The 26,405-nt window shown below is 64.2% G+C and carries 37 protein-coding genes and 1 pseudogene; 25 read left to right on the top strand and 13 right to left on the bottom strand.

The window, feature by feature from the left end; translation table 11 throughout:
- Positions 1 to 9 precede the first annotated feature (9 nt).
- The 8 genes from Q0897_RS04670 to Q0897_RS04635 all read left to right on the top strand — a co-directional run bounded on the left by Q0897_RS04670 (position 10) and on the right by Q0897_RS04635 (position 7,244).
- Entirely contained in the window at positions 10 to 1,443 is a 1,434-nt protein-coding gene (locus Q0897_RS04670) for a Mur ligase family protein (protein ID WP_299307879.1), read from the top strand.
- A 41-nt stretch (positions 1,444 to 1,484) separates the two neighbouring features.
- On the top strand, positions 1,485 to 2,423 hold the full coding sequence (locus Q0897_RS04665; protein ID WP_299307877.1) for a DUF808 domain-containing protein: 939 nt from the start codon (positions 1,485 to 1,487) through the stop codon (positions 2,421 to 2,423).
- 144 nt (positions 2,424 to 2,567) lie between these two features.
- Positions 2,568 to 2,951 carry a 30S ribosomal protein S6 gene (gene rpsF, locus Q0897_RS04660; RefSeq protein ID WP_202085483.1) on the top strand — a complete coding sequence of 128 codons (384 nt, stop codon included), beginning with the start codon at positions 2,568 to 2,570 and terminating at the stop codon, positions 2,949 to 2,951.
- Entirely contained in the window at positions 2,951 to 3,175 is a 225-nt protein-coding gene (gene rpsR, locus Q0897_RS04655; protein WP_047821188.1) for a 30S ribosomal protein S18, read from the top strand. The genes rpsF and rpsR overlap by 1 nt, the downstream gene beginning before the upstream one ends.
- 12 nt (positions 3,176 to 3,187) lie before the next feature.
- A complete protein-coding gene (gene rplI, locus Q0897_RS04650) occupies positions 3,188 to 3,808 on the top strand; it encodes a 50S ribosomal protein L9 (RefSeq protein ID WP_299307872.1) in 621 nt (206 codons plus the stop codon).
- 171 nt (positions 3,809 to 3,979) lie between these two features.
- Entirely contained in the window at positions 3,980 to 5,419 is a 1,440-nt protein-coding gene (locus tag Q0897_RS04645) for an AMP nucleosidase (RefSeq protein ID WP_299307871.1), read from the top strand.
- A 157-nt stretch (positions 5,420 to 5,576) separates the two neighbouring features.
- Positions 5,577 to 6,713: a DNA polymerase III subunit beta gene (gene dnaN / locus Q0897_RS04640; RefSeq protein WP_299307870.1), complete on the top strand. Its 1,137-nt coding sequence runs from the start codon at positions 5,577 to 5,579 to the stop codon at positions 6,711 to 6,713.
- A 120-nt stretch (positions 6,714 to 6,833) separates the two neighbouring features.
- Entirely contained in the window at positions 6,834 to 7,244 is a 411-nt protein-coding gene (locus Q0897_RS04635; RefSeq protein ID WP_299307869.1) for a hypothetical protein, read from the top strand.
- Between the two features lie 73 nt (positions 7,245 to 7,317).
- Here the strand turns inward: Q0897_RS04635 and Q0897_RS04630 are convergent, their stop codons facing one another.
- Together Q0897_RS04630 and Q0897_RS04625 are read right to left on the bottom strand one after the other, a co-directional pair.
- A complete protein-coding gene (locus Q0897_RS04630; protein ID WP_299307867.1) occupies positions 7,318 to 8,622 on the bottom strand; it encodes an aminotransferase class V-fold PLP-dependent enzyme in 1,305 nt (434 codons plus the stop codon).
- Positions 8,622 to 9,047 (bottom strand): TonB-dependent receptor, encoded by a 426-nt coding sequence (locus Q0897_RS04625; protein ID WP_299307865.1) that lies wholly within the window; start codon positions 9,045 to 9,047, stop codon positions 8,622 to 8,624. The genes Q0897_RS04630 and Q0897_RS04625 overlap by 1 nt, the downstream gene beginning before the upstream one ends.
- Before the next feature lie 7 nt (positions 9,048 to 9,054).
- On the opposite strand from Q0897_RS04625, the gene Q0897_RS04620 reads away from it, so the two are divergent.
- A complete protein-coding gene (locus Q0897_RS04620; protein ID WP_299307864.1) occupies positions 9,055 to 10,080 on the top strand; it encodes a type I restriction endonuclease in 1,026 nt (341 codons plus the stop codon).
- Positions 10,081 to 10,104: 24 nt separating this feature from the next.
- Here Q0897_RS04620 and Q0897_RS04615 read toward each other — a convergent pair whose 3' ends face one another.
- Positions 10,105 to 10,509, bottom strand: a complete 405-nt coding sequence (locus tag Q0897_RS04615; RefSeq protein WP_299307863.1) for a hypothetical protein — start codon at positions 10,507 to 10,509, stop codon at positions 10,105 to 10,107.
- Here Q0897_RS04615 and Q0897_RS04610 point away from each other — a divergent pair.
- The 12 genes from Q0897_RS04610 to Q0897_RS04555 all read left to right on the top strand — a co-directional run bounded on the left by Q0897_RS04610 (position 10,496) and on the right by Q0897_RS04555 (position 17,927).
- Positions 10,496 to 10,801: a hypothetical protein gene (locus Q0897_RS04610; RefSeq protein ID WP_299307862.1), complete on the top strand. Its 306-nt coding sequence runs from the start codon at positions 10,496 to 10,498 to the stop codon at positions 10,799 to 10,801. The genes Q0897_RS04615 and Q0897_RS04610 overlap by 14 nt on opposite strands.
- Positions 10,798 to 11,391 (top strand): hypothetical protein, encoded by a 594-nt coding sequence (locus Q0897_RS04605; RefSeq protein ID WP_299307861.1) that lies wholly within the window; start codon positions 10,798 to 10,800, stop codon positions 11,389 to 11,391. The genes Q0897_RS04610 and Q0897_RS04605 overlap by 4 nt, the downstream gene beginning before the upstream one ends.
- Positions 11,391 to 11,999, top strand: coding sequence for a hypothetical protein (locus Q0897_RS04600; protein ID WP_299307859.1), 609 nt, complete (start codon positions 11,391 to 11,393; stop codon positions 11,997 to 11,999). Before Q0897_RS04605 ends, Q0897_RS04600 begins: the two co-directional genes overlap by 1 nt.
- An 8-nt stretch (positions 12,000 to 12,007) precedes the next feature.
- Entirely contained in the window at positions 12,008 to 12,319 is a 312-nt protein-coding gene (locus Q0897_RS04595; RefSeq protein ID WP_299307858.1) for a hypothetical protein, read from the top strand.
- A gap of 50 nt (positions 12,320 to 12,369) precedes the next feature.
- On the top strand, positions 12,370 to 13,677 hold the full coding sequence (locus Q0897_RS04590) for a hypothetical protein (protein WP_299307857.1): 1,308 nt from the start codon (positions 12,370 to 12,372) through the stop codon (positions 13,675 to 13,677).
- Between the two features lie 57 nt (positions 13,678 to 13,734).
- Positions 13,735 to 14,220: a hypothetical protein gene (locus Q0897_RS04585; RefSeq protein WP_299307856.1), complete on the top strand. Its 486-nt coding sequence runs from the start codon at positions 13,735 to 13,737 to the stop codon at positions 14,218 to 14,220.
- 12 nt (positions 14,221 to 14,232) lie between these two features.
- Positions 14,233 to 14,628 (top strand): hypothetical protein, encoded by a 396-nt coding sequence (locus Q0897_RS04580; protein ID WP_299307854.1) that lies wholly within the window; start codon positions 14,233 to 14,235, stop codon positions 14,626 to 14,628.
- Positions 14,625 to 16,550: an SGNH/GDSL hydrolase family protein gene (locus tag Q0897_RS04575; protein WP_299307853.1), complete on the top strand. Its 1,926-nt coding sequence runs from the start codon at positions 14,625 to 14,627 to the stop codon at positions 16,548 to 16,550. The genes Q0897_RS04580 and Q0897_RS04575 overlap by 4 nt, the downstream gene beginning before the upstream one ends.
- A gap of 86 nt (positions 16,551 to 16,636) precedes the next feature.
- The gene (locus tag Q0897_RS04570) at positions 16,637 to 16,864 is read left to right on the top strand and encodes a hypothetical protein (protein WP_299307852.1); all 228 of its coding nucleotides are present in this window, start codon (positions 16,637 to 16,639) and stop codon (positions 16,862 to 16,864) included.
- Positions 16,857 to 17,330: a lysozyme gene (locus Q0897_RS04565; protein WP_299307851.1), complete on the top strand. Its 474-nt coding sequence runs from the start codon at positions 16,857 to 16,859 to the stop codon at positions 17,328 to 17,330. Before Q0897_RS04570 ends, Q0897_RS04565 begins: the two co-directional genes overlap by 8 nt.
- Positions 17,330 to 17,725 carry a hypothetical protein gene (locus Q0897_RS04560; protein ID WP_299307850.1) on the top strand — a complete coding sequence of 132 codons (396 nt, stop codon included), beginning with the start codon at positions 17,330 to 17,332 and terminating at the stop codon, positions 17,723 to 17,725. Before Q0897_RS04565 ends, Q0897_RS04560 begins: the two co-directional genes overlap by 1 nt.
- On the top strand, positions 17,685 to 17,927 hold the full coding sequence (locus Q0897_RS04555; protein ID WP_299308181.1) for a hypothetical protein: 243 nt from the start codon (positions 17,685 to 17,687) through the stop codon (positions 17,925 to 17,927). Before Q0897_RS04560 ends, Q0897_RS04555 begins: the two co-directional genes overlap by 41 nt.
- Before the next feature lie 22 nt (positions 17,928 to 17,949).
- On the opposite strand, the pseudogene Q0897_RS04550 reads toward Q0897_RS04555, so the two are convergent.
- A pseudogene (locus Q0897_RS04550) lies at positions 17,950 to 18,153 on the bottom strand (type II toxin-antitoxin system HicB family antitoxin); the annotation flags it as partial.
- A gap of 14 nt (positions 18,154 to 18,167) precedes the next feature.
- On the opposite strand from Q0897_RS04550, the gene Q0897_RS04545 reads away from it, so the two are divergent.
- The gene (locus Q0897_RS04545) at positions 18,168 to 19,355 is read left to right on the top strand and encodes an integrase arm-type DNA-binding domain-containing protein (RefSeq protein WP_299307849.1); all 1,188 of its coding nucleotides are present in this window, start codon (positions 18,168 to 18,170) and stop codon (positions 19,353 to 19,355) included.
- A 450-nt stretch (positions 19,356 to 19,805) separates the two neighbouring features.
- Here the strand turns inward: Q0897_RS04545 and Q0897_RS04540 are convergent, their stop codons facing one another.
- Together Q0897_RS04540 and Q0897_RS04535 are read right to left on the bottom strand one after the other, a co-directional pair.
- Positions 19,806 to 20,291, bottom strand: coding sequence for a hypothetical protein (locus Q0897_RS04540; protein WP_299307848.1), 486 nt, complete (start codon positions 20,289 to 20,291; stop codon positions 19,806 to 19,808).
- Positions 20,288 to 20,422: a hypothetical protein gene (locus tag Q0897_RS04535; protein WP_299307847.1), complete on the bottom strand. Its 135-nt coding sequence runs from the start codon at positions 20,420 to 20,422 to the stop codon at positions 20,288 to 20,290. Before Q0897_RS04535 ends, Q0897_RS04540 begins: the two co-directional genes overlap by 4 nt.
- Positions 20,423 to 20,559: 137 nt before the next feature.
- Between Q0897_RS04535 and Q0897_RS04530 the strand changes: the two genes are divergently transcribed.
- The 3 genes from Q0897_RS04530 to Q0897_RS04520 are packed head-to-tail and all read left to right on the top strand — an operon-like array spanning position 20,560 to position 22,540.
- Positions 20,560 to 21,561 (top strand): DNA-primase RepB domain-containing protein, encoded by a 1,002-nt coding sequence (locus Q0897_RS04530; RefSeq protein WP_299307846.1) that lies wholly within the window; start codon positions 20,560 to 20,562, stop codon positions 21,559 to 21,561.
- Positions 21,558 to 21,800, top strand: a complete 243-nt coding sequence (locus Q0897_RS04525; protein ID WP_299307845.1) for a hypothetical protein — start codon at positions 21,558 to 21,560, stop codon at positions 21,798 to 21,800. The genes Q0897_RS04530 and Q0897_RS04525 overlap by 4 nt, the downstream gene beginning before the upstream one ends.
- Before the next feature lie 47 nt (positions 21,801 to 21,847).
- A complete protein-coding gene (locus Q0897_RS04520) occupies positions 21,848 to 22,540 on the top strand; it encodes a hypothetical protein (protein ID WP_299307844.1) in 693 nt (230 codons plus the stop codon).
- Between the two features lie 239 nt (positions 22,541 to 22,779).
- Here Q0897_RS04520 and Q0897_RS04515 read toward each other — a convergent pair whose 3' ends face one another.
- The 7 genes from Q0897_RS04515 to Q0897_RS04485 form a co-directional block, all read right to left on the bottom strand.
- Positions 22,780 to 23,646: a hypothetical protein gene (locus Q0897_RS04515; RefSeq protein WP_299307843.1), complete on the bottom strand. Its 867-nt coding sequence runs from the start codon at positions 23,644 to 23,646 to the stop codon at positions 22,780 to 22,782.
- 19 nt (positions 23,647 to 23,665) lie between these two features.
- Complete coding sequence (locus Q0897_RS04510) at positions 23,666 to 24,529, bottom strand: tyrosine-type recombinase/integrase (RefSeq protein WP_299307842.1); 864 nt, start codon at positions 24,527 to 24,529, stop codon at positions 23,666 to 23,668.
- A gap of 69 nt (positions 24,530 to 24,598) precedes the next feature.
- Complete coding sequence (locus Q0897_RS04505) at positions 24,599 to 24,919, bottom strand: Arm DNA-binding domain-containing protein (RefSeq protein ID WP_299307841.1); 321 nt, start codon at positions 24,917 to 24,919, stop codon at positions 24,599 to 24,601.
- Between the two features lie 250 nt (positions 24,920 to 25,169).
- The gene (locus Q0897_RS04500; protein ID WP_299307840.1) at positions 25,170 to 25,379 is read right to left on the bottom strand and encodes an AlpA family phage regulatory protein; all 210 of its coding nucleotides are present in this window, start codon (positions 25,377 to 25,379) and stop codon (positions 25,170 to 25,172) included.
- Positions 25,376 to 25,594: a hypothetical protein gene (locus tag Q0897_RS04495; RefSeq protein ID WP_299307839.1), complete on the bottom strand. Its 219-nt coding sequence runs from the start codon at positions 25,592 to 25,594 to the stop codon at positions 25,376 to 25,378. Before Q0897_RS04495 ends, Q0897_RS04500 begins: the two co-directional genes overlap by 4 nt.
- Positions 25,594 to 25,830, bottom strand: coding sequence for a DUF2312 domain-containing protein (locus Q0897_RS04490; protein ID WP_299307838.1), 237 nt, complete (start codon positions 25,828 to 25,830; stop codon positions 25,594 to 25,596). Before Q0897_RS04490 ends, Q0897_RS04495 begins: the two co-directional genes overlap by 1 nt.
- Before the next feature lie 233 nt (positions 25,831 to 26,063).
- Entirely contained in the window at positions 26,064 to 26,405 is a 342-nt protein-coding gene (locus Q0897_RS04485) for a hypothetical protein (protein WP_299307837.1), read from the bottom strand.

Here is a 26,405-nt window from a genome sequence, read left to right as displayed (position 1 = left end):
ACAGCGGCGATGACCGACAATATTGCCAAACCGTCCGACCTTCTTTCGCGCCCGTTCTTCTTTTGCGGGATCGGCGGATCGGGGATGCTGCCGCTGGCCTGTATCCTGCGGGCGCGGGGGGCGGACATCGGCGGGTCCGACCGCAGTTTCGATGCCGGACGCAGCGCGGCGAAGTTCGCATGGCTCGAACGGCAGGGCATCGCCCTGTTCCCGCAGGACGGCAGCGGGGTGACCAGCGCCGAGCAGGTCTTGATCGCAAGCGCCGCGATCGAGGAGAGCGTGCCGGAGGTGGCGCGCGCGCGCGATCTTGGCTGCGCGCGGATGAGCCGGGCCGAATTGCTGGCCGAGCTGTTCAATGCCGCGCCCGATTCCATCGCCATCGGCGGGACCAGCGGGAAATCGACCGTGACGGGCATGACCGGCTGGATCATGGCGGAGGCAGGGCGCGACCCCACCATCATGAACGGCGCCGTGATGAAGAATTTCGTCACCGACGACGCGCCCTTTGCCAGCGCGCGCACCGGCGATGGCGGCATGTTCGTGGCGGAGGTGGATGAAAGCGACGGGTCCATCGCGCTCTACCGACCCGGCGTCGCGGTGCTGCTGAATGTCAGCCTCGATCACAAGAGCATGGAGGAATTGCGCAGCCTGTTCGGCAATTTCCTGGCGGTTGCGCCGCGCGCCGCGATCAATGCCGACGATGCGGAGAGCATGGCACTCGCCGCCCGTGCGCAGGCCATAACCCGTTTCGCCATCGACAATGAAGAGGCCGACATCGGCGTCGTCCCCGGTACCATCGTGCAGAAGCCGACCGGCATCGCCGCCACGATCGTCGACCGCCGCGCCGATACGCGCCACGACCTGCAATTGAAGCAGCCGGGGCGCCACAATCTCGCCAATGCGCTGGCCGCGATTGCCGCCGCTGATGCCGCGGGCGTGTCCGTTGCCGATGCCGTCGCCGCATTGTCCCGGTTCGAAGGGTTGCGGCGCCGGTTCGATGTCGTCGGCACAAGTGCGCGCAACATCACCGTCATCGACGATTTCGGCCACAACCCCGAAAAATGCGCCGCAACGCTCCGCACGCTGAAGGCGCATCCGGGCCGCGTCATCGCCTTTTTTCAGCCGCACGGATATGGCCCGTTGCGGCAAATGGGCATGGAACTGGCCGAAACCTTCGCGCAGGTTCTGCAACCCGACGACAGGGTGATCTTTTCCGACCCGGTCTATTTCGGGGGAACCACCGATCGTTCGGTCGGTTCGGAACGGATCGTCGCCGCCATCAATGCGGCCGGCGGCAATGCCGAACATATCGCGGACCGCGGTGATTGCGCGGATCGGATTGCGCAAATCGCGCAAACCGGCGACCGCATCGTGGTGATGGGCGCGCGCGACGATACGCTGAGCCAGTTTGCGCACGATCTGCTGATGCGGCTCGACCGCTGAACGCGGTTCGCCCGCGACAGGACATTTGAAGGGGAATTGCATTGGCCACAGGTCTGGTAGCGTTGTTCGACGATATTGCGGTGATCGCGCGCGCCGCGGCCGCGTCGGTCGACGACGTCGGCATTGCCGCATCGCGCGCGGGGACAAAGGCGGCGGGCGTGGTCATCGACGATGCCGCCGTCGCGCCGTCCTACGTCACCGGGCTTTCGCCCAAGCGCGAATTGCCCATCGTGTGGCGCATCGCCAAGGGCAGCTTCTTCAACAAGCTGATCATCCTGCTGCCCGCCGCGCTTTTGCTCAGCGAATTCCTGCCCTGGACCATCACGCCGATCCTGATGCTGGGCGGGTGCTACCTGTCCTACGAAGGGGCGGAAAAGGTGATGGAGAAGCTCGGCGCGAAGAAACAGGGCAAGACGATCGACGAACCGATCGAGGATCCTGCCGCCTTCGAAAACGAACGCGCATCGGCGGCGATCCGCACCGATCTCATCCTCTCGGCCGAGATCATGGCCATCACGCTCAATTCCGTGGCGGCGGAAACGCTGTTGTCGCGGGCGGCGGTGCTGGCCATTATCGGGATCGGGATTACCGTCGTGGTCTATGGCGCGGTCGCGCTGATCGTGAAGATGGACGACATCGGGCTGTATCTGTCGCAGAAAAGCAGCGCATTGTCACAGCGGGCCGGGCGGCTCATGCTGAAAGGGATGCCGTTTCTCCTGCGCGCGCTGTCGTTCATCGGGACGATCGCCATGCTGTGGGTCGGCGGCGGGATCATCCTGCACGGGCTGGAGGAGCTGGGCGTGCCCGGCCCGGCGCATGTCGTGCATGATATTCAGCATCACGTCGAACTGGCCACGGGCGCATTGTCCGGCGTGCTGGGCTGGTTGAGCTATGCGACCGTATCCGCGCTGGTGGGGCTGGCGCTGGGCTTCGTGATCGCGATTCTCCTGCACAAGGTGTTTCGCATCGGCGCGCATTGAGCGTGCATGCCTAAGGCTTGCATCTGGCGCCGCTTCGTGTATGGCGCGGGACGTTCCTGCATTGCGGGGACACGAAGAAAGCCGGAGGGGCCCCGCAATGGTGCGGACACGCCAGCGATCGGTTAGAGTACAAGGAACGAGCGCATGCCGCTTTACGAGCATGTGTTCCTTGCGCGTCAGGATCTGAGCCAGGCTCAGGTCGATGCGCTTGCGAACACCGCCACCGAAATCGTCGAGGCCAATGACGGCAAGGTTGTCCGCACGGAGACCTGGGGCCTGAAGAACCTCGCCTACAAGATTCAGCGCAACCGCAAGGCGCATTTCGTGATGCTGAACATCGACGCTCCGACCGGCGTCGTTGCCGAGCTGGAGCGCCAGACGCGCATCAACGAAGACGTCATCCGCTACATGACCATCCGCATCGACGAGATGGACAACGAACCCTCCGTCATGATGCGCAAGAACGACCGTGACCGCCGTGGCGGCGATCGTGGCGATCGCGGCGGCAACCGCCGGGGAGACCGCTAATGGCCCGTCCTTTCTTCCGTCGTCGCAAGAGCTGCCCGTTCTCCGCAAAGAACGCGCCCGCCATCGATTACAAGGACGTGCGCCTGCTGCAGGGCTTCATGTCCGAGCGTGGCAAGATCGTTCCCAGCCGCATCACCGCGGTGTCCGCCAAGAAGCAGCGCGAGCTGTCGAAGGCGATCAAGCGCGCACGCCACATCGGCCTGCTGCCCTATATCGTGAAGTAAGGAGGAAAACCCATGGATATCATCCTCCTCGAACGTATCGAGAAGCTGGGCAGCATCGGCGACGTCGTGTCCGTCAAGGACGGCTACGCGCGCAATTTCCTGCTCCCCAATAAGAAGGCCCTTCGCGCCAACGAATCGAACCGCAAGGTGTTCGAGGCGAATCGCGAACGGCTCGAAGCCGAAAACGCCGAAAAGCGCACCGCTGCCGAAGCACAGGGCAAGAAGATCGACGGCGAGGAAATCGTCCTCATCCGTGCGTCGTCCAACTCGGGTCAGCTTTACGGTTCGGTCAACGTGCGCGACATCGCCGCGGCCCTGACCGAAAAGGGCCACGAGGTGAACAAGTCGCAGATCGTGCTCGACGGCCCGATCAAGACGATCGGCATGTTCGACGTGCGCGTCGTGCTTCACCCCGAAGTCAGCGTCACGGTGAAGGCCAATGTCGCCCGTTCGGACGACGAAGCCGAGCTGCAGGCGCAGGGCATCGACGTGATGGCGCAGATGTTCGAAGAAGAATCGCAGAACACCGGCGGCTTCACCGAAGAGCGTGATCCAAATGCCGAGCCGGGCGAAATCGCCGGCGAGCCGGAAGAATCCGCAGAAGACGAAGCCGAGGGCGAAGAGCAGGCCTGATCGGTCGCTTTTCGGCCGTTGGTTGGAAAAGACGGGCGCGGTATCCGGATGGATGCCGCGCCCGTTTTCGTATCCGATCGCGGAATTGTGCTTCATGCCGGAATCGGCGTGGATCGAAAAACGGTGCAGTCTGCCTTTGAAATGTAGGATATTGCGGGCTATCTGCCGCCGATGGATACGCCCCACACGATCATTGCCGAACTGACCCGCCTGCACGACGAGGCGGTCGAACGGCTCCGCGCCGACATTGCCGCCTTTGCCAATGATGGCAGCCTGCCATCCTCCACCCGGCGAAGCGATGGCAGCTATTGCTACCCCGAACTGCGCCTCACCTATAAGGGGGATGGCGATCCGTCGGATATTTCGCGCGCGTTCGGGCGGCTCAACCGGCGGGGGCATTACAACACCACCGTAACCCGGCCGCGGTTGTTCGCCGAATATCTGCGGGAGCAGCTTTCGCTCATCCTCGCCGATTATCCGGTCGAGGTGGACGTGAAGCGTTCGCGGCAGGAAATCCCGTTTCCCTACGTCCTCGACGGCAATGCGGGCCGCGATCTTGCCGGGGTCAGCCCGCAATTGCTGGCGCGGCATTTTCCGTCGACCGATCTGGCGCTGATCGGGGATGAACTTGCCGACGGGTTCGAGATCGGCAATCCGGACGATCCGATGCCGCTGTCGCTGTTCGACGGGTTGCGCACGGATTTCAGCCTGGCACGCCTCGCGCATTACACGGGCACCGATCCCGACCATTTTCAGAAATACGTGCTGTTCACCAATTATCACCGCTATGTCGACGAATTCGTCGAATGGGCCGGCACGCAGGTCGGGCAGGGGCGGTATCAGGCGCTCGCCGGGGCGGGCGGATTGTTCATCGATCAAGAGACGACGGGCGCGCGCGGGCTTCTCTCCGATACGGCGTGGCGGCGGCACCAGATGCCCGCCTACCACCTCATCGGTGAAGGGCGTAGCGGCATCACGCTCGTCAACATCGGCGTCGGGCCGTCGAATGCGAAGACGATTACCGACCATCTCGCCGTGTTGCGGCCTGAGGCGTGGCTGATGATCGGGCATTGCGGCGGCTTGCGCCCGACGCAGAAGATCGGCGATTACGTGCTCGCCCATGCCTATCTGCGCGATGATCACGTGCTGGATGCGGTGCTGCCGCCCGAAATTCCTTTGCCCGCGATTGCCGAGGTGCAGCAGGCGCTTGCCGCCGCGGCCGAGGATGTGAGCGGGACCGAGGGGGCCAGCCTCAAGCAGCGGATGCGGACCGGCACGGTGGTCACGACCGACGACCGCAACTGGGAATTGCAGATCAGCACGACGGCGCGCCGTCTCTCGCTGTCGCGCGCGGTCGGTATCGACATGGAAAGTGCCACCATCGCGGCGCAGGGCTATCGTTTCCGCGTGCCTTACGGGACGCTGCTCTGCGTGTCGGACAAGCCGATCCATGGCGAGATCAAGCTGCCGGGGCAGGCCAACAAGTTTTACGAGGAGGCCATCGGCGCGCATCTGCAGATCGGCATCCGCACCTGCGACCTGCTGCGTGAGGAAGGCACTCGGCTCCACAGCCGCAAGCTGCGCGCGTTCAACGAGCCGCCGTTCCGCTGACAGCGGGGGAAAACTCCGCGCAAAACGCAATCGAATCGCGGCGTTCCCGGTGTGTTCGCCTTGCCCCGATGCGCGTGGGCGCTAAGAAAGTTTGGCCGTATTGAACTTTGCCCGCACCGCGCATGTCCGCCGCCGGGCACAGGGGGAATTGAGTATAATGAAGGCCACTATCGAACGCGCGACCCTGCTGCACAGTCTCAGCCACGTGCAATCGGTGGTGGAGCGGCGCAATACCATCCCCATCCTGTCCAACGTGCTGATCGATGCGTCGTCCGATGGCGGGGTGAAGGTCATGGCCACCGACCTCGATCTGCAGGTCGTCGAAACGATGAGCGCGGCCAGCGTCGAAAGCGCGGGCGCGATCACCGTGTCGGCGCATCTGTTGTTCGACATCGCGCGCAAATTGCCCGACGGTTCGCAGGTCAGCCTGGAAACCGCGGACAATCGCATGGTGGTAAAGGCGGGGCGCAGCCGGTTTCAGCTTCCCACCCTGCCGCGTGACGATTTTCCGACCATCGTCGAAGGCGACCTGCCGACCAGTTTCGAGATTCCGGCCGCCACGCTGGCGCAGCTCATCGACCGGACCCGCTTCGCGATTTCGACCGAAGAGACGCGTTACTACCTCAATGGCATTTTCTTCCACGTGGCCGAGGACGGACCGGGCGGGCAACCTGTGTTGAAGGCGGCGGCGACCGACGGGCACCGCCTCGCACGCTTTACCCTGGCGCGTCCGGACGGGGCGGAGGGGATGCCCGACGTCATCGTGCCGCGCAAATGCGTCGCCGAATTGCGCAAGCTGCTCGAAGAATCGCTCGACACCAATGTGGAGGTCGATCTGTCCGCGTCCAAGATCCGCTTCACCATGGGCGGGGAGGGCGGCATCGTGCTCACCAGCAAGCTGATCGACGGGACGTTCCCCGATTACAGCCGCGTGATCCCGACCGGCAACGACAAGCTGCTGAAGCTCGATCCCAAGAGCTTTTTCTCCGGCGTGGACCGGGTGGCCACCATCGCCACGGAAAAGACCCGCGCGGTGAAGATGGCGCTCGACCAGGATCGCGTCACGCTTTCGGTGACCAGCCCCGACAATGGCACGGCGGCGGAGGAACTGGCCGCCGATTACAGCGCCGAGGGGCTGGAGATCGGGTTCAATGCCAATTATCTGAAGGATATTCTCGCCCAGATCGAGGGCGATAATGTCGAACTGCACCTCGCCGATGCCGGTGCGCCCACGCTGATCCGGCAGAATTCGGACAGTCCGGCGCTTTACGTGCTGATGCCGATGCGGGTCTGACGGATTAAAAATCCGGCGCTTCATCGGCGCGCAATCTGTTTCCGTCCATTCGCGGTGCATGGCCCTTGGGTTATGCGCCGCGATTTCCTATGGCGCGGCCAACGAAACGGAGATTATCTTATGAAGACCATCACGAAACTCGCCATGACCGCATTGGCGGCCCCGCTCGCCCTGTCGGCAATGCCGGCCGCCGCGCAGGACGGCGCAGAGGAAAACCTGCGCTGTGCGGCGTGGGCGCTTCTCGCCAGCGAGCAGGCGCAGGACCCGGAGCAGAAGCGCGGAATTGGCATGGTCATGGCCTATTTCATGGGGCGTTACGAAGCGTCCTCGGGCAAGAAGATCGGCGACGTGATGAGCTATGACGCATTGCCGACGATTATCGGCGATCTTCCCGCCGCCAATGCCGAGTGTCAGCCGCTCGCCAAGAGCTTCGGCAATCGCCTGACCGAGGTGGGCATGCGGATGCAGGCCGAAGCGCAGGCCAAGGCCGCAAGCGAGCAGCAGGGCAACAACGCCGAGGGCGGCCGCTGATCCCGTAAACGACAGAGGGCCCGGTCGCTGATGCGCCGGGCCCTCTCGCTTATTAGGACAGCGCGACGCGGGATCACGCGCGTCGTTCCTCGGCAATCTGGCGCAGCGCGCCGGCCAGCGCGTCGACGTCCGCCATCGAATTGAACAGCGCCGGCGTAACCCGTACGCAGGCACCGCTGTCCAATCCGGTGCGCAGGACGGTGAATATTCCGAACCGGTCGAGCAATTGCGCGGCCAGAGCGCGGTTCTCGTGCGCCGAGGTTTGCCCCCGCATCCGGAACGCGGTCATGCCCGCATGCATCCGCGGGTCGTCGGGGGTCAGCACCTCGATATCGCGATCCTCGCGCACCCCCGCGACCCAGCGGTTGCGTAGCGCCCGCAGCCGCGCGGCACGGCGCGGCGCCGTGATCGTCTCCTGAAACCGGAGGGCGGCGGGAACGCTCAACAAGGCGGCGAAATCGAGGGTCCCTGTATGGACGCGCGAATCGATGGCACCCGAACCGGGGTCGTCATCGGCGATATCGGGATCGATGGCGGCGATGCGGCCGCGCCGGATATAGGCGGCCCCCACGCCAAGCGGCGCCCCGATCCATTTGTGCAGGTTCAGGCCCACGAAATCGGCGTCGAGATCGGGGAGAGCGAAATCGACCTGACCCAGGCTGTGTGCGGCATCGACGATGGCATCGATGCCGCGTTCGCGCGCCATGGCCACGATGTCCCGCACCGGAATTTGCAGGCCGGTCCGGTGGCTTATATGCGTCAAAAGCACGAGCCGGAGCCGCGGATGCCGATCGAAAGCCGCTTCGTAGGCGGCGAGTATGTTGGCATGGCTTGCCGGTTCGGGCAGGGCGATGCGAACGATTTCGGCCCCGCGCCGCGCCATGGCCGATACCATCGCGTCCTGCATGCTGTCGTAATCGAGATCCGCGATCAGCGCCGCCTCGCCAGCGCCGATCCGGTTATATCCGCCGATCAGCGCCTTCAACGCCTCGGTCGCGTTGCGGGTGAATACGATCTCCTCGACATCGGCGCGCAGGAAGCGCGCGACCTGCTCGCGGACCTGCCTGAGGTCTGCGCCCATGCCGCGCCGCGCATAGAAGCTGGTGTCGCGATTCACTCTCGCGACGTGCTCCTGATACGTGGCGAGCACCGGACGGGCCATCATGCCCCAATTGCCGTTTTCGAGCTGAGTCACATCGTCGGTCACGTCATATTGCGCCGCGATCCGCGCCCAGTATTGCTCGTCCCCCGCGTCCGGAACCGGCGAACGGGCGACCGCGGCGCGGAGCGGCGCGGCCAGCCCGCCGCCCCCCGCCACGCCGCCGATCCCGGTCGCCACACCGCCAAGGACACGGCGTCGGTCGATTGCCGATCGCATCAGAAATCCAGCCCGAGCCGCACGTAATACAGCCCGCCATCGGTATCGTAGGGCGCATTGCGCGAATAGATGAGGCCGCGATTGGCCTGAAACGTTGCCTCGTCGGGATAGCTGTCGAACAGGTTTTCGGCACCGATCGTCAGGCCCACATGTTCGCCCAGACGCGCGCTGAGTGATGCATCGAACAGCACCATCGACCCGAAACGTTGAAATATATCGCCCGTCGCATTGCCGCTGCTATCGGTCCACGGACCGTAATACCGGCCGTTGAGATTGACCGAAAAACGCCCCAGATCGTAGCCGAGCGCGGCGGTCGCATTATGTTTGGGCAAGCGTTCCTCGAAAATGCGACGCTGCGTTTCATTGGCAACGGTGGCGCTGTTCTGGCTCGTCACTTTCGTGTCGTTGTAATTTGAATCGAGCATCGCTGATTTGCAGGCGACGTTACGGAAGCATCGTGAGATTTTGCAGACCGAGGAAGCCTCGAAAACGACGCTGGTCCTGCCGTTTCTCCGCGCCTTGGGTTACGATATTTTCAATCCGTCCGAGGTCGTGCCGGAGTTCACCTGCGATGTTGGGACGAAAAAAGGCGAAAAGGTCGATTACGCGATCTGTATCGGTGGTGAGGTGCAGATGCTGATCGAATGCAAGCCCGTCGCCAGCGAATTGTCGATCAAGCACGCGAGCCAGCTTTATCGTTATTTCGCGGCGACAAATGCTCGCGTGGCGTTGCTCACCAATGGGATCGTTTACAAGTTCTTCACCGATTCCGATCGGGCGAACATGATGGACGACAAGCCCTTCCTGACCTTCGATCTCGACGCCTACCGTTCGACCGATTTGAAACATGTGGCCGCATTTGAACGATCGGATTTCGATCTCGACCGCATCGTCAGGCAGGCCGGAAACCTGAAACTGCAATCGCAGGTTTCGAAGGCCTTGCGGGACGAGTTTGCCCAACCCTCCGACGAATTCGTAAAGATGATCGCAGGCCGTTTGCATGACGGGCGCCTGACAGAAGCAGTTCGTGAGAAGTTTTCAAACGCCATCGCGCAGGGTATCTCTGCGATCATTCGGGACGGGGTGAACGAGCGGCTTGAAAACGCGATCCGGGGCGGCGGGGAAGTCGAACCCGAGCAACCTGAAGAAATTGACGCATCAGATGGTATTGAGACAACGCAGGTCGAGATCGACGGGTTCAATATTATTCGCGCCATCTGCTCGAAGGAGGTCGATCCCGAGCGCGTCGTGATGCGTGATGCCAAATCCTATTGCGCTGTTTTGCTCGATGACAACAACAGGCGCACGATTGCCCGCATGCATTTCAACAGCCAGACCGCACGCCATTTCGGAGTCTTCGTGGGTAAGGAAGAGAACCGTCATTCGGTGTCGGGTCCGACCGATATTTACAAGCACGCTGATGCAATTCTTGCGCGGCTGGCTGAACTGGAAGCCTAAGCGGTGCCCGTTCCGATTCCCGTCCTATTGGCGGCTGCGACCAAGATCGCTCAGGACGAACGGGCGCATCGTGCCGCCAAGGTTGCTCTTGCGGCGGGCAGCGAAGCCTTCGGGAAATGGCGGCAGTCGAGAGCCGACAAGGTTCGCGAGGAGGAGGGTGCGGAGTCCGCTCCCCTCGGGAAGGTGCCGAAGAAAGTCGGCCTGGGCGGCGCTGTCAGCCGCAAGGTCAAATTTCGAAATGGAGCGTCGGGCGACCTGATCCGGTTTGCCTATACCGACGAATACGAGCTCGTCACCGTCCGCACCGTGGGCAATTGGCGGAGCGACGGGAGTGAACTCACCGGTTTCTGCCTCAATATGAAGCGAGAGTGCAGCTTCGCAATTTCGGGCATTTCGGAATGGGCGGATATTGCGGTTGGCCCAACGCAATCGGAGCCAGTGCCAAGCGTATCCGGGCTTCCCCGGCATCGACAAGAACCTGCTCTCGCTCAACGGCAATCCGATCGCGCGGGTGTCGGCCGGCGAGATCATGGATATTCGCAAGGGCGAGAGCGGCGGCGCGGCGCGAGTGACGATCGTGCCGACGCCCTATTTCGACGTGCATGTCGACGGGCGCGCCGCACGCGTGGCGGCGCCAATGGCGATGCGGGCGGCGGGCGCCGGATCGGCCGGCGCGCAGAGCAGTCTCGCGCGATCGCGAAAAAGGGCGATGTCGGCATGATCGAGCTGCCCAAGGGCGTCGTGCCCAATGCGATGACGCCGGCGCTGATCGATTTCGGCGCGACGCAGCGCCCCTCGACAGGGGCGAAGGCGCTGCGCATCGATCGGCCCGGCAATCGGTACCGCGGCGCATTCAGCCTGCCGCCCTTTCCCATGCGGGAGCAGGGGCGCGTCATCGTCTCGCGTCTCATCCGCGCCCAGAGCGAGGGGCTGCGCATTCCGTTCGAGCTCGCCGGCGTCGACCAGGGCGTCCCCGGCGCCCCGGTGGTCGACGGGGCGGGGCAGAAAGGCATGACGATCGCACTGCGCGGGCTGACGCCGTTTTACGCGGCGAAAGAGGGGTTCTGGCTGTCCATCGTCGATGGCGACCAGCATTATCTTCACAATGTCGCCGCGCCGGCCGTTGCGGATGCCGATGGCAAAATCGTGCTCTCGCTTTCGGAGATGCTGCGGACGCCATTTGGCGACGGCGCGGCCGTGCATCTGGCCAGGCCGATGATCGAGGGCACTGTCCTGGGCGATGAGCGGTCGTGGAGCATTTCGCTGGCCCATCATCTCGAGGTCGAATTCGAGATCGAGGAGGCGGCCTGATGCGCCGCGTCGGCCTCACCGTCCTGATGCGGGTGGCGTTTCCCGGCGCGATTGCGCGTTGGTGCGATGGCGGGTTTTTCGAGTTCGAGGGCGAGCTCTATCGCAATTGCGATCCGGTGTGGGGTTCGGTCGCATCGGTCGAGCCGATCGCGGAGGGCACCGGTGACGAATTGCCCAGCATGGGTTTCACGATCTTCGCGCCCGGCAGCACGCCGATCGCCGACCTCGACCGCGACGACCTCCAAGGCTCGCGCGTGAAGCTGTGGATCGCCGAGTTCGATGCGCCGTCCGGGGAGATTACCCGCGCGGACCTCTATTACGACGGGCGCATCGACCGCAGCGTCATTTCGATCGGCCGGCAGCTGCGCTCGGTCGATTTCGAGGTCGGCACGATGATCGAGCGCATGTTGCTCCGCAATCGTGGCAATTCGCTGAGCTCGGCCTGGCACAAATCGGTCTGGCCGGGGGAGACGGGACACGACAATGCGACGGGGCTGAAAACGCAATTTGCGTGGGGTGTTGGTTCGCCGCCGGCGGGCGTGTCCGCGGGTGGTCCTTACGGCGGCGGCGGGGCGGCGCGCTATCAGGCGATGCAGGTGGCACAATGATCCCCGACATGATCCGCAGGCAGCGCGCGACCGAGGCGACGCTGCGCAAGTATCGCGAGCGGGCGCTCGACTGGCGCGGACGGACTAGCTGTGTCCACATGGCACGCTATCACCTGCGCCAGATGGGGCACCGTCCGCCGCCGATGCTCGACGCGGTTTTACCCGAGGGCCGTATCGCACCGCTCGAGATGCGGCTCGGCGATCTTGCCGTGGTGCGGGGCACTCATGGGCTCGATGCGATCCTGCTCCATGCCGGCAACGAGGCGCTGGGCTGGCCCGAAGATGGCAGCCGGATCGTGCCGATGATCGTGCATGAATAGGTCGGGGCGTGGCGGGTGTGATGTCGGGCGCTTTGAAAACGGTCGCGACCGTGGCGGGAGTCGTGGCGCTCGGCGCGACGGGCATCGGGGCGATCGCCGGCGTCGGCACCGCCCTCGCGGCGGCGGCGGCCACGGCTTCCGGCGTCGCATCGGTGGTCAGCGCAGCGTCGAGCGTCGGCGCGCAATTGCTGGCGAAGGATCCCCCGCGGCTCGGTTCGCTCACCGATACGGTGCTGGCCGTCAATCCGCCGCAGCCCTATCTGCTCGGTCGCACCTATTTCGGCGGGGTGATACGCCATGAAACCGGCTATGGCCCGACCACGAACAAGGTGCCCAACCCCTATTATTTCCGGGCCGCGGTCTTCAGCGGGGGCGGGCCTGTCGAGGCGCTGGAATCGGTGATGGTCGATTACAAGCCCATCGCGCTCGCCGGCACGTCCGCACTCGGCTATTACAGCGGCTTCCTCGATGTTTGGTCGCAGTTGGGCGCCTGCCCCGAGGGGGCTGCGCTGGCGCAAGGCAGCGCGCCGGCGATTCCCGGTTGGGGCGCGTCCGCAAAGCTTTCCGGACAGGCGGCAATCGCCTTTCGGGCGAAGTTCGACAAGAAGGGCAATCGTTTCGCGAGCGGCCTGCCGGCGCTGGGCGGCGTCTGGCTCGGTGCGCGCTGCTACGACATGCGCAAGGACAGCACGCTGCCCAACGGCAGCGGAACGCATCGGCAGTTCGTCGAAAGCACCTATCAATTCAGCAAGAACCCCGCGGTGCAGGCGGTAACCTACGCGATGGGCCGCGTGCAGAATGGCGAGCTGGTCATGGGTGTCGGCATCGGCCTCACCGAATTTCAGATCGATGGGCAGCATGTCGACGGGATCTGGTGGGAGGACTGGGCCGCGTTTGCGAATGTCTGCGATGCCAATGGCTGGGAATCGGGCGGCGTCGTATTCGAGGGCGAGGGCGCACCGCCGCGGTGGGACAATCTGAAGGACATCTGCGCGGCCGGCGGCGGCATACCGGTCGTCACCGGCGGAAGACTCGGCGTTGTCTGGCAAGCGCCGCGGGTTGCGGTCGACGTGATCCGTGCCGATGATCTGACCGAGGAGCCGGTGCGCAAGCCGAGCAGCCGCAGCATCGCCGAACGGGTCAACATGATCACGCCCAAATGCGTCAGCGAAGCACACCAGTGGGAATTCGTGCCGGGCGCGCGGATCCGCATCGCCGAATATGTGGCGGCCGACGGCGGCGAGGAACGCGACGCCGGCGAGACGCAATTGAACCTGGTCAATCGCCCGGATCAGGCGGCGGAGCTTTGCACCTACCGTCTTGCCCGCGCCCGGGAACGCGGGCCGATCGAATTGTGATGCGGGCCGAGGATGCGGCATTACCGGATCGTTAGCTGCCTGCAATGCGGTGATGACATGGCGGATTATGGGCTGGCCGGACAGAAGGTGATCGTGCTCGATCGGACGATCGACCTTGCCGCGATGACCGTCCGTCTGACCGTGGAGACGGAAACCGATGCGAAGCATTCGCTCGCGCTCGGTCGGCGAGCGGTCCTGCCTCCGACCGTCGCCGGAGCGTCGGCCCAGGAACGGGACCAGATGGCCTCTGCGCTCGTGGGGGTTGCGATCGAACCGGTCGCCGACGAGGCCGCGATGCTGGCGCTCGACGCGCGGCGGGGCGACATCGCGGTGCGGGCCGATGTGAACAAGAACTTCGTCCACAATGGCGGGACGACCGGCACGCTGGCCGATTGGGGGCCGCTGCTGACCCCCGACGAGGTTGCCAGCGCCACCTACGCCGCCAGCGCCGGGAGCGCGACCACGGCGGGCAGCGTGGGCGCTTATTCGGAAGCCGACATCGTCGCATTGCAGGATCGCATCGCCGCGCTCGAAGCGCAGTAACGGAGTAACCACATGGCCCTGTTTCCCACCGTCGCCGCGCCCCTTGTGGCGTGGCGGGCGACCCCGCTTGTCGAACAGATCATCGTCGAGGGGTTCGATCTTTCCAGCGCGACCTTCCGCCTTGAAGTGCGCGACAGGCGCGATGGCGGGCAATTGCGTGCCGGGCTCAACAATGCGAGCAACGGTGTCGAAGGGATCGAGGTCACCGGGGTCGAGACGATCGAGCGCATGCCGGTCACGTTCATCGAGCTGCGCATCGACCAGGCTACGATCGACGCGATGCCACCCGCGCCCGAGATCGGCGAGGACGTCGAACTGGTGTGGGGCATGTTCATTCAGACCGTCGCCGGGACCAAGTTCATGGCCTTCGACGGGCCGTTCATCCTGAAAGCGAGTGCAATATCATGACCATTCGAGTGAGCGTTGGCGACAATACCCGCGCGGCGGCGCTGTTCCTGCAGCTTGCGCAGGAGGCGGCCACCGGATCGAGCGCGTCGCAGCAGGCCGCCGCCGAACAGATGACGATCGCGGTGCAACAGGCGGAACGCGCCGAGGATGAAGCCGACCGCTCGGGCCTTGAGGCCGACCGGTCGACGAATGCGGCGATGGAGGTGGTCGCGCCGATCAAGGCCAGCCTTTCGACACCGCAGGCAGGGGAAGCGGGGGTCGCCACGCTCGCCGCGGGCACGCGCAGTTTCGACGACAAGCTGGTGGCCGATGCGTCGATCGCCGGGCCGGGCCGGATCACCGGTTTCGACACATGGTGCTTCGTCGAGGGCGGGCGGATCGAGTTCGTGCTCTATCGCGACAATGGCAATGGCACCTTTTCCGAAGTCGGCCGGCGCACCGAGGCCACCACCGGCGAGGGCGCGGCGTGCAGCATCGTGTTCGACGTTCCGCTCGAGTTCGGCGATTACCCGGTGCGCACGGCCTATCGCCAGATCGACCCGAACGCGCTTTCCGCCGTCGAGGAGCCGGGCAATTTCAAGATCGCGAGGCCGAACGATTTCCCCGCCGCCTTCGCCAATGCCGACACGGCCGCCTCGCCGGTGCGGGCGATGGTGCAAACGCGATACCAGCAGGACGTGCAGACCGTAACCGCGCCGGCGGTGGCGGGGCTCTCGGATCGCCTGAACACGGTCGAAGCAGCGCTCAAGCCCGATCCGCTCGCCGTGCCCGACCAGACTCCGATCCAGACCCGCCGCCTGCGCCGCGGTGCTTTCGATGGCGGTCCGCGCCAGTTCGCCGCGGTCGATCCGATCGGCTTCTCGACGTCGACTGTGGGCGAGAATACCTTCACGCTGACCGGGGCGGGCGTGAACGTGTACGAACGTGAGAGCGCGATGATCCGCTTTATCGGCAGGCGCTGGATCCTCGGCCAGTCCTATCCGGGCGGGCTGTTCCGCTACAACCGCAGCTTCTCCTTCCCGGTGACGGGCGAGATGGTGATGAACCAGGGGCGCAATCCCATCGTCGAGGTCGTCGTGACCGGCGATGCCCTGGAGTTCCGCACGCAGGGTTTCGATCAACCGATGCTGGTCGCGGTCGACGGGGAGTTCACGAGCTTTGCCGGCTATACCACCCCGGCGACGAACGCGCTGCAATGGGTGAGGCTGGACTTTCCGCAGGGCTTGATCGGCAAGCGGGTGCGCCTGCTCTTCCCGCCCGATACGGCGGTGGGGGCATTCCGCGTGCGGGGCACCCTGTCCGAGCCCACGCCCGCCTATGATCTGAGCGCCGCCTTCATGGGCGACAGCCTGACCGAAGGCAGCAATTCGACCGAACCGCACCGCGATTCATGGGGCAGCATTGCCGCGGCGCGGCTTGGCATCAAGAACTACGTGCTCGGCGGGATCGGCGGCACCGGATATGTCCGCCGGCAGGGCGACCGGCCCAATTTCCTCGAGCGCGTCGACGACATTCTGACCATGGTCGACGGCGGCCCGCCCGATGCGGCGATCATCGCGGGCGGCATCAACGATTACTACGACACGCCGGAGCAGAAGGCCGCGTTCGAGGCCAATGCCCTGGCGCTGTTTCAGCAGCTGCGCGCCGGGGCGCCCGACATGCGCATCGTGGTGGTCGGCCCGCTGGCGGCAAAGACCGGATATGACGACGCGATGCGGGGCAAGCGCGACGCGCTGTTCGCCGCGGCCGCCCAGGTCGAGAACGTCGATACGGTCGACATCGAGGATATTTTCGAGATCCCCGAATGGCCGACCTGGTTCGGCCTCGCGCCCAATGGAACGGTCGACGATACCCACACGCTCGATCCCGGCCATGCGTGGATGGGCGAGGTCATCCCGCAGCGGATCAAGCCGCTGTGGTGACGGCGGTTCTGCCCGCTTCCCCCTTACACCGAACCCGAATGAAAAGACGCCGGCGCGCTGCGCTTCGGCGGTAAAGGAGACATATCATGATCGATCCCCCTCGCCAGCTCTCCGAGGGGGCTGGCGATTACGTCACCGCCTTCGGCAAGGCGGCTCCGCCGATCGCCGTGAGCGGGGTCACCGCCGCGGGCATGTCGCTGCAGGACTGGGTGCTGGTTGCAACGCTCGTCTATACGATCGCGCAAACCGCGCACCTTATCTATCGGTTCGTGCGCGACCATCGCAACGCGAAGCGGGAGCGTCTCGATGGATAAGGCGCCGACAAAGGCGGGCCTGGTCGGATCGGTCCTGGTCATGGTGGGCCTGGCCGTCGCCACGATCGCGCCGTGGGAAGGCAAACGCAACGCGCCCTACCGCGACCCGGTCGGCATCGAGACCGTCTGTTACGGCGAAACGCGGGTGGAGATGCGCCGCTATTCCGATGCGGAATGCGCCGCCATGCTGGAGCAGGCGACCACAGAGTTTGCCGAAGGGGTGCGCTGGCGCAATCCGGGCATTGCCGAATATCCGTATCAATGGGCCGCCCACGCAAGCTTCGCCTACAATGTCGGCCTTGCAACCTACGGCAGGTCCAGCGTGGCGCGTCTGTTCGAAGAGGGGCGGCAGCGTGAGGCGTGCGCCTTTCTCAATCGCTATGTCTACGCCGGGGGCAAACGCCTGCGCGGGCTCGAACGGCGTCGTGCGGCCGAGGCCGAACTGTGCCTGCAGGATGCAGTGTGATGCCGGGCATGGCATGGCCTTTTGCAATTCCGTGGCCTTGGCCGCGATGGGCCTGGCTGACCATTGGCGCGCTCGTCATGATCGTGGCCGGGGTCTGGCTTTCCACCGCTATGACGAACGACAGGCGCGCCGCGACCGAAGGGCGGTTGGCGGAGAAGCAGCACGAGGCCGCTGTGGCGAGCGGGCGGGACGCGGTTGCGACGGTGTCCGAGAATGCCGCCGCCGCGGCCGCGAGTGACGCGATGACCATGGAGAACGAATATGCGATCCGGAACGCTGAAGGCAGCGATGCTGTTGTCGATCCTCGCGCTAGCGATGCAGGGCTGCGCGCTCTTTGCAGGCGGCGCTCCTATCTTGACGACCCGCGCTGCGTGCAGTTCGCTCCTGCCCCCTGACTGGCGCGAGGGCGTGGCAGGGGCGCCATTGCCGGCAGGCGAAACGGTGGGCGACTGGATCGCGTTCGGCGATGCGCAGACGGGCCAGCTCGACAAGGCCAATGGTCGGACGCTCGATTCCATCGGCATTGTCGAGCGATGCGAGGAACGCGATCGCGCGGCGATCCGTGCGGCGCGGCCGAAGTTCCTCGGCATTTTCTGAAAGTCGTCAGTTGCGCATTGCGGAGGACATGGTCGAGCTCGCCGGCGGCCGAAAAGCAGCCCGGCAGATCGGCACATTCGACACCATAGGCGCTGTCCGCGTCCTTATGCACGGCGGCGTCGGGGGGTAACGGGGGGATAACGGACGGCCTTTTCCCGTTCGCTGCCCCGCAGAATTGCGTGCATTCGCTCCATCGCGGCGGAGGGAGTATCCGCCGCGCTTCCATCAAGAGAGATAGCTATGCTGACCGACGCGGCTGTTCGCAGCGCGCGCCTTCGTGCGCGTTCATACAAGCTGTGGGACGGGGACGGCTTGTTCCTGCTCGTCGTCCCTAACGGGCGCCGCACATGGCACTGGCGCACGCGCGCCGGGGGCAGGGAGCGGTTGCATACGCTCGGCGCCTATCCCGAAATGGCATTGGCGGATGCGCGGATCCGGCGCGACGAAATTCGGGCCGGCGATGCGGGCGACGGCTCCGAGCCGGTGCGCGATGCTGGCACGTTCGGCCAACTGGCCGACGCCTGGTTTCGGCACAATGTGGCCGGATGGTCGGCCGCCCATGCCGATGATGTGATGGCGAGCCTGTCCCGTGACATCTTGCCGGACCTCGCCGCCCGGCCGGTCGACGGCATCGCACCGCCCGAGCTGCTGGCGCTGCTGACGGCCGTCGAGGCGCGCGCCTGTGTTCCGACGGCGCACCGGATCCGTCAGCGGCTGTCCGACATATTCGCCTATGGCATTGCCAAGGGGCTTGCGGGGCAGGATCCGGCCGCGCGCCTGGCCGCGGCGATGAAGGATGCACCGCCATCGGTTCCGCATCCTGCATTGCTCGACATCAAACAATGCCGCGCCTTGCTCGATGCGTGTGAAGTGGCGGAGGCTCGTCCGGCGACCCGGCTTGCCTCGCGATTCCTGGCACTGACGGCCGTGCGCCTCAATGCGGTGCGGGGCATGCGATGGGGCGAGGTCGATCGGGACGCGGCCGGCGGCCCAGTATGGACCGTGCCGCCCGAACGCATGAAACTGTCGCGGGCGAAGAAAGCCGAAGCCCGCTTTGCGCACGTCGTGCCACTCTCGCCGCAGGCCATCGCCGTTCTGGATGCTGCGGCCGTCGATCATGGCGGTGACGTCAACGCATTGGTTTTTCCGGGCCGGGGGAAGAACGCCGCCATCGGCGAGGGGGCGATCCGCGAACTCTATATCCGGGCCGGATTCGGCGGACGCCATGTGCCGCATGGCTGGCGATCCAGCTTTTCGACGATCCTCAACGAGACGCTTGGCCCCGACTGGCGGGCGGCGATCGACATGGCACTGGCGCACACGCCGAAGGACAAGGTCGAGGCTGCGTATAATCGCGCGCAGTTGCTCGATCGGCGCCGCATCGTGCTCGCTCGGTGGGGCGCGATGTTGGGTGAGCGGAGCCTATAATTGTTGATAACGCCAAAAAGGAACAAAATAGGATTCGACAACGGGCCGAATCGCATTAACCATGAAAAACCCCGGGCGTTGGAGCGCCCGGGGGAATCAGAAACCACGTTGAAGGCGTGGTGGGTTTTGCTAGCCCGACTGCTTTAGGAGTCCGGCCCTGCCAAAGTCAACATGCCTTCTTCGTTTTACGAAAGGCCTGTTAAAAAATGGCAACCAAACGAACGAATTCTCCGCCTATCACTCCGGAAATGGCGGCACATATGCGATTCCTTGTTCGAGAACAGGGGCTCTACCAACATCAGGCAGCAGCGCTGCTGGGTGTGAACCCGGGCCGGGTCAACGAGGTTATGAAGGGGCGTAAATTCCCTGAGGAACCGTCCCGGCAGGGCAGCTTCCCCTTCTGATCTCGGTCGGGAGTGGGCCTAATTGCTTTAGCCACTCCCGACCACATCACGTTAACGCCTCCATGGCAAAGATCGAGCCGCTGAGAAAGCCGATCAGCCCAATCACGGCGAGTAGGACGGAAGCGGCGATCCACAGGCTGCCGTGTTTCGTATCCTTCTTCTGCTCTTCTCTGCTTTTCTGTTCGTCCTCCACCCGGCCAAGCTGCCGGAACAGAGCCGAGCCCATCGCATCCATCAGCCTTCCCTGGGAAAAATAGGCGCTCATATAGGCAACCACGGTGGCGGACAGACCGATGACGTAGCCCATGAAGGCGAGCCGCAGAGATGCCATGCCGCCCTCGGCGACATTGCTCGCATAGGTGAGGAGCGCGATGATCGCACCGCCGTTGATAAGCACCAGCGTGCGAAATCCGGCGAGCGAAAATTCATGCTGGAAGCGCAGCCGATCATTTACGTCAGTGGCGAGAAAATCGATCAGCTGTTGATCGCGCTCGATCCCGGTTTCTTCCACCTCGATGGTATCCTCGCTCATTCATCCAGCGCCTTGGCGACGAGGCGGCGGATGGCCTCGGCGCGTGAGGGGATGTCGGCTTGTTGTCGGCGCCAGTCGTCCACCCGGTCAAGAAAGCTCTTCGGGGCAGAGAATATAAAACGCTCGGTCATTGGTTCTTTGGACATACGATATCAGCTATATCACTTTCCTGTTGACGGCAAGATGCAGGACAGATATCAGTGATATCAGACCAGCGGGGAGAGTAGGACCTCCCCGCCGGCCCTAACTCGAACCAAGGAGCACACCCATGGCCCAAGCTGCCCTGATCCCTACCACCGCCAAGCATATCGACGCCAGCGACGATCTTACCGATTTCCTGTCCCATGCGATCGGCGATGCCATCCATCTTCTCGCCATTGGCGCGAAGGGGTGGATCGTGGGCCGTCATTTCGGCACCGACATCGACGCCGCCGCCGCATGGGCGCGCCGGCAGAACGCGCGCGGCAGCAATATCTACTTCACGGTGAACCGCGCCGCCGACGGATTGCACAAGAAACCGCGCAAGGACGATATCGATGCGGTGCGCTTCGCCCATGTCGATATCGATCCCAAGGATGTCGACTGGGACCGGGACGCCGCCGTTCGCGCGTTGATGGACGGCCCGGCGCGGCCGAGCATCCTCATTCATTCGGGCCGCGGATTGCAGGCATTCTGGCGCGTCGCCGGTGCCGATATTGCCCAGGTCGAGGCGATCAATCGGGCGCTGATCGCGCGCTTTTCCGGCGACAAGGGCACGTGGAGCAGCGACCGGATGATGCGCCTTACCGGCACGGTCAATCATCCCTCCGCCGCGAAGAGATCCGCCGGCCACCCGGCACAGGCCGCGCGCACCATTCACCAGGACGGCGCGGTGTGGCCGGTTGGCGCGCTGGCGCAGGCGTTCGATGCCGACTTGGATACAGCGCCCGGGCGCCGCCGCGCGCCGTCTGCACCGGTGCGTGTGATATCGGCCCGTTATTCCGATTTCGAGATCCGCACGATGCGGCATGCGGCGGCGATCTTCAACGGATTGATCTGTTCGCCCGCCGTGATGCGGGACATCGCGATCGCGAAGATCGCGCGCCGCGCCATTATCGAGCTGGAACTGGTGCGCGATCCGTGTCTGCTCCTGCTCAAGGCGATGGGGACCGCGGTCAATGCCTGCTCCGGCATCGGCACGCGGTTCGACAAGATGGCGGCGGTCGCCATGCTCCGCGAGGCGGAGTGCCAGCTGCTCACCCTTTCGGGCGCACGCGGAGCGATCCGTTGAGCGCGGCGGCCGACCGCCGCTTCGATCCGGCCAATGACGTGCATTTCGGAATCAGCGAGGAGGCGCATTATCGCGCGGTGCAGGCGGGCGAAGGACTGCGCACGGTCGCCTTCATGATCGAGCGTATCGACCTCGACGAACTGCCCGCGCCGCTCGCTCCGCTGCTACACACGTTGGCGGACGCGATGGGCCATGCCCTGAATGATGGCGACGTGGTTTTTCCGAAGCGTGCGAAATGAGTGGGTGGAGATATGGCGCGATGGCATTGACGGATTGGAGAGCATGAATGGTTGACGCGAAGAACAAGGGTGATCGGCCGCGCGGAATGAGCGATGCCGAAATTAGCAAGCTGTGCGATGAGGTGCAGGAACGCGCGTGGAATCGGGAGCCATATTCGGCGCAGGCTGCGTTCGTCGATGCAGCAGGGGCGTTCGATCGAAAGACGCGCGGCGAACGACGGGCCGCGCGTCGTGCGAAGGGTGTGCGAACAGGAAGCCACGAAGGCGATCTCACCGATGTGGGTGTTGAGATTCTCGAGGCGCTGGTCGATTTCGACGGGCAACTGACAACGGCCCGCATTCTCGAGGCCTATTGCCGCCGTGCGCAATCCACCATCCTGAAGGCTCTCGGCCGGCTACGCGCGGCCGGTGTCATCGATCCCGATACCGACGCGATCCGTTGGGACCGGTTCGGCACCCAACATTATGATGCCGTTCTGGCCGCTCGCGCGTTTGAGATGATGGATGCGGTTGGCGATCGGTTTCCGGGCCGGGCCTATTGGGTTCTCGTGCGCATCGCAGCGTTTGGCAGCCCGACCTTGTCTTTCGATGATCTTGAATTGCTGGCCGGCGGCATGGTCGATCCGGACGATCTGCCGCGCGCTGTCGAAACCCTGCGCCGCGCCGGCCTCATCCATCCAGAGACATTGGAAAACAATCGCGAAGGCTTTGATCGGTTCGAAGTCGGGAGCCGGAAGTAGCGCGGACCAGACGGTTCAAAGAGCCTGTTTTTCGCGCAAATGCGCGCGTGTGGCGCCACGATCGTGATTGGCACAGCCTTTGCCCCCTTGGCCCTCGCCAAGCATCGGAGCGGCGCAAGCCGCTCCGTCCGACGGTGCGTCCGTCGGTGATTTCAACGTCTGGGAGGTCGTTTCGGAGCCGGTCAGCCAGAAAAGGCGGCGTAGCCGACGCATGAGAAGGCGAAAGCCTTCTCATTCCTTTATGGATTAGAATAATCCCATGGTCTCTCGGTACGGGGAGGATTCGCGGTACTGGCTTCACGAAGGTCGCGGGCGTCCACGGCGCGGGCGCAGGCGGCGAGGCTATCGTGCGTTGCCTTGTCCTTCGGCTCGGGGCCGATCGATGCGTGCCATTCCGCGCACGTCATTTTCGCCGCAATGGCATCCAGTTCCGCCTGATCCGCTGCCAGATGATCCTTCGCGCAAGCCGGGGTGGGTCCGGGGCGCAGGAGGCGTCCTAACCAACCGCGTAGCTCCTGAGGCACCAGGAGGGCGTAGGCGTTGCTGATCTGCCGAACCTGGGGGCCATCGGGCTCCGGGTTCTCGATCGGTTCGCTACGCCGCATCCAGCGCAGGAACCCCGCATCGCGCAGGCGCACCAGCGCGCGGTGGGTCGCCGAGTAGGAGCGCCCGATCGCTTCGGCGATCGTGCCGATGGCGGGTTCGAGGCGACCGGTTGCATAATCGACGAGCCCGAACAGATATTCCAGCACCTGGATGCCGACATGACCGAGGATGCCGTTTTCGCAGCCGGGGTGCTTTTCCCGCCGCTTTCTGCGGGTCAGATCTTCTAGTTTCTTGGCGCGATCGAGCAGGGCACCTTTCCACCGGCTGGCTACATGTTTGGTGCCGTCATGAATCGGCTTCCAGACACGATCCTCGATCTGTCCACGATAATAGCTGTTGCGCCAGACGGGCTCGCCGCTGCGCGGGCTGTCGCCCCGCCCGAGCCGGGCGCGGGTCTTGGCGCTGAGCTTGACGCCAACCAGTTGCGCCGTGATCGCTCCGATCGAGCGGACCCCATCGCCGCTGTCCGAAAGCTTGTCGCCGAAAACCGAGGCCGTCATGCGCGGCCTCCTGCGCGTGTCAGCGCGGGAGAAGCGTCTCGGGCGGAGGCATTCCCTCCATCAGCAGATCCGCCCAGACCTGCGCCAGCTCGCGGCGTCGAGGCATGTAGGCGGCCCGGTTGTAGGCTGCCTCGACGCCTTCGGGCACGTGCGCCAGCATGAGGTCGATGATCGCACGGTCGCGCTCGCGATCCTCCAGCGCCGCGCGTTCGTTCATGATCGTTGAAAAGCTCGATCGCCAGCCATGCGGGACATGGCGCCCCGCGAGGCCCGCGTCGCGATAGTGCTTGCTGAGCGTCGAATCGCTGATCGCCTTGCGCCAGCTGCCGATGCCGGGAAACAGCCATTGCGGGCTGGGGCTGGCTTCCATCGCCGCCTTTACCGTTTCGACGGATTGGCGCGAGAGCGGCATGACAAATTCGAAGGCCGCGTCGCGTTTGCGTTCGCGAGTGAGCTTCATCTTCCCGGCCGGAATTCGCCAGATCGGCTGCTTTCCGTCCAGATCCTCGAACTCCGCACGCTCGGCCACCCGTATCACGCCCGGTCGCGCCGCTGTCAGGGCCAGCAATCGGGAGGCGAGCCGCGTTGCCCACCAGATATCGTTGAGCGCCTCGGTCGAGGTGAGAACCTTGCGCGCGTCCTTCAGCTTGGTGCAGGCAGGGCGCAGCTTCGGATCGGTCGGCTTCAATGCCTTGCGGATGATCGCGGCAGGATCCTGTTGGCAAATTCCCGATGCGATCGCCCAGACGAAGACGTCGGAGGTATGCGTTCGCACGCGATGCGCCATTTCCTTCGCACCGCGTGCCTCGATCTGGCGTATCGCTTCGAGTATTTGCGGGGGCTTGATACTGTCGATCGGCGTGGCGCCGATAATCGGAAACATGTTTTCCTCGAGCCGCACAAGCACTTGCCTCGCGTAGCGTGGCGCCAGTGTCGCTTGCTTCTCGCGGTGTCATGCACGCGCGACGGCCTCGAAGGTTTCTAGCGCGGCAAGTGCGTCGGCCGCCTTTCGCCGTTTCTTCTCCGCGGAAGGATCGATGCCTGAAACCAACTGCTCGCGGGCTAGGTCGCGTGCCTTCCTGGCTTCCGACAAGGATGTCTGCGGATAGCTGCCGATGGTGAGCAGCTTCTCGCGACCGTCGCGCAGTCGATACTTGTATTTCCAGCTCTTGGAGCCGGTTGTCCTTACCAGCAGAAAGAGGCCACCCGAATCCGAAAGCTTCCGATTCTTGGTAGAAGCCTTCGCTGTCCGGCAGGCCGCATCGGTCAGCATGGAGCCCCCGAAACGGAACCCCCAACGAGACCCCCAAACTGTCCGCGCTTACCTGCTCTTCTATGCACTTCCATGCACCATCAGACAGCGCAAAAACGGCAGAAACGCAAGGTTCCTGCCCCAAATTGCACGTCGATGAAAAGAGGTAGTGGCTCCCCGAGTAGAACAGCGAATACATGTCCAAGTCCCTGCTTCACAAAGCAAATTGCTAGTTTTGAAATACGCGAGGCCCCCATCGAGGCCCCCTTACTTAATTGTGGAGTTCTTCGAGGGTGCGGCGCTTCCAATCGTCGATTTCACGTTCGATCCACGCGACTCGCCCGCTTCCGATTTTGCGGGGCGAGGGGAATTCTCCGGCTTTGATCCTTCGGCGGATCGTCCATCGGCTGAGCGAAGTTTCCTTCTCGACGTCGTCGATTTTCAGGAAGCGGCCGATCGGCCGTTCGGCGTGTTCGTTCATTGTCCGAACCTTTCGGAAAGGCCGCGGCGGCGCTGCTCGGTCGCAATGACGTCGCGCGCGGAATGGAGGGAGATGGCCCAAGCTTTCGACAGGCGATCGGATGCAAGCGAGGCGGTCAGCTGTTCGGCCGACCAGCTGGAGACCACCTCGGCTGCGGCGCGTTTTGCGCGGGCTAGCGTCGCGGCGTCGATGGGGCGCGCTTTGACTTTGGCCATCAGTCGATGCCCAGAGCGGATTTGTAAGTTTCGAGGACCATGTCCATTTCGCGGCGATCGTCGGCCTTCATCTTTCGGAGGCGCACGATCTGGCGCATGATCTTCACGTCATAGCCGACGGCTTTGGCCTCGCCGTAGACCTCGCGCAGATCGTCCGCGATGCCCTTCTTTTCTTCCTCGAGCCGCTCGATCCGTTCGATCAGCAGTCGCAGGCGGTCATCGGTCGTTTCGGCCATGTCCGGCTCTCCATTCTTGGTATGTTTCGGCGTGAGCCCCGCACAGGTCTTTGCCGGGCGCAGGCGAGATGGTGCAGCGCGCGCACAGCGGCGCGCGCAAGTTCCGGTTCGGGACGAAGTCTTCCAGTCGCAGAGACGCACAGCCGGGCGGCCGCACATGCAGCGCTGCCTTGGACGGGTGCCGCAGACGATAGCGTTGCCGCCGGTGGGCATCGGGATCGACTGGCACGCCATCACCAATAGTCCTCGAAGTTATCATGCCCGCACGCGGGGCAGTCGAGGATCAAGGTTCCGTCTTCGTTTACGAGCAGGCTCGACGCGATCTCGGCGACGTCGCCGCAGGCGGGACATTCTGCGAGCCGGCTCGACAGGTCGGGCGCTCGATATGCGATTACGTCGTGCCATGGCGCGTGGCCCGCCGGTCTTTCGATGATGCGGCAATCTTTGGTGACGCAGCTGACGGGCCAATCGCTACGAACGATTGCGGGGGTTTCGCTAGCGGTGCGCTGGTAACGGTGGCTGTCGATGAAGGTGTCGAGGGGCCATTGGTGCCCCTCCGCCTCGATAGTCTGCAT

It is taken from the genome of uncultured Croceicoccus sp., from assembly GCF_947496385.1.
Classification (GTDB): Bacteria; Pseudomonadota; Alphaproteobacteria; order Sphingomonadales; family Sphingomonadaceae; genus Croceicoccus.
Note: the sequence above shows the minus strand (reverse complement) of the source record. Positions and strands in the feature narration are given on the sequence as shown.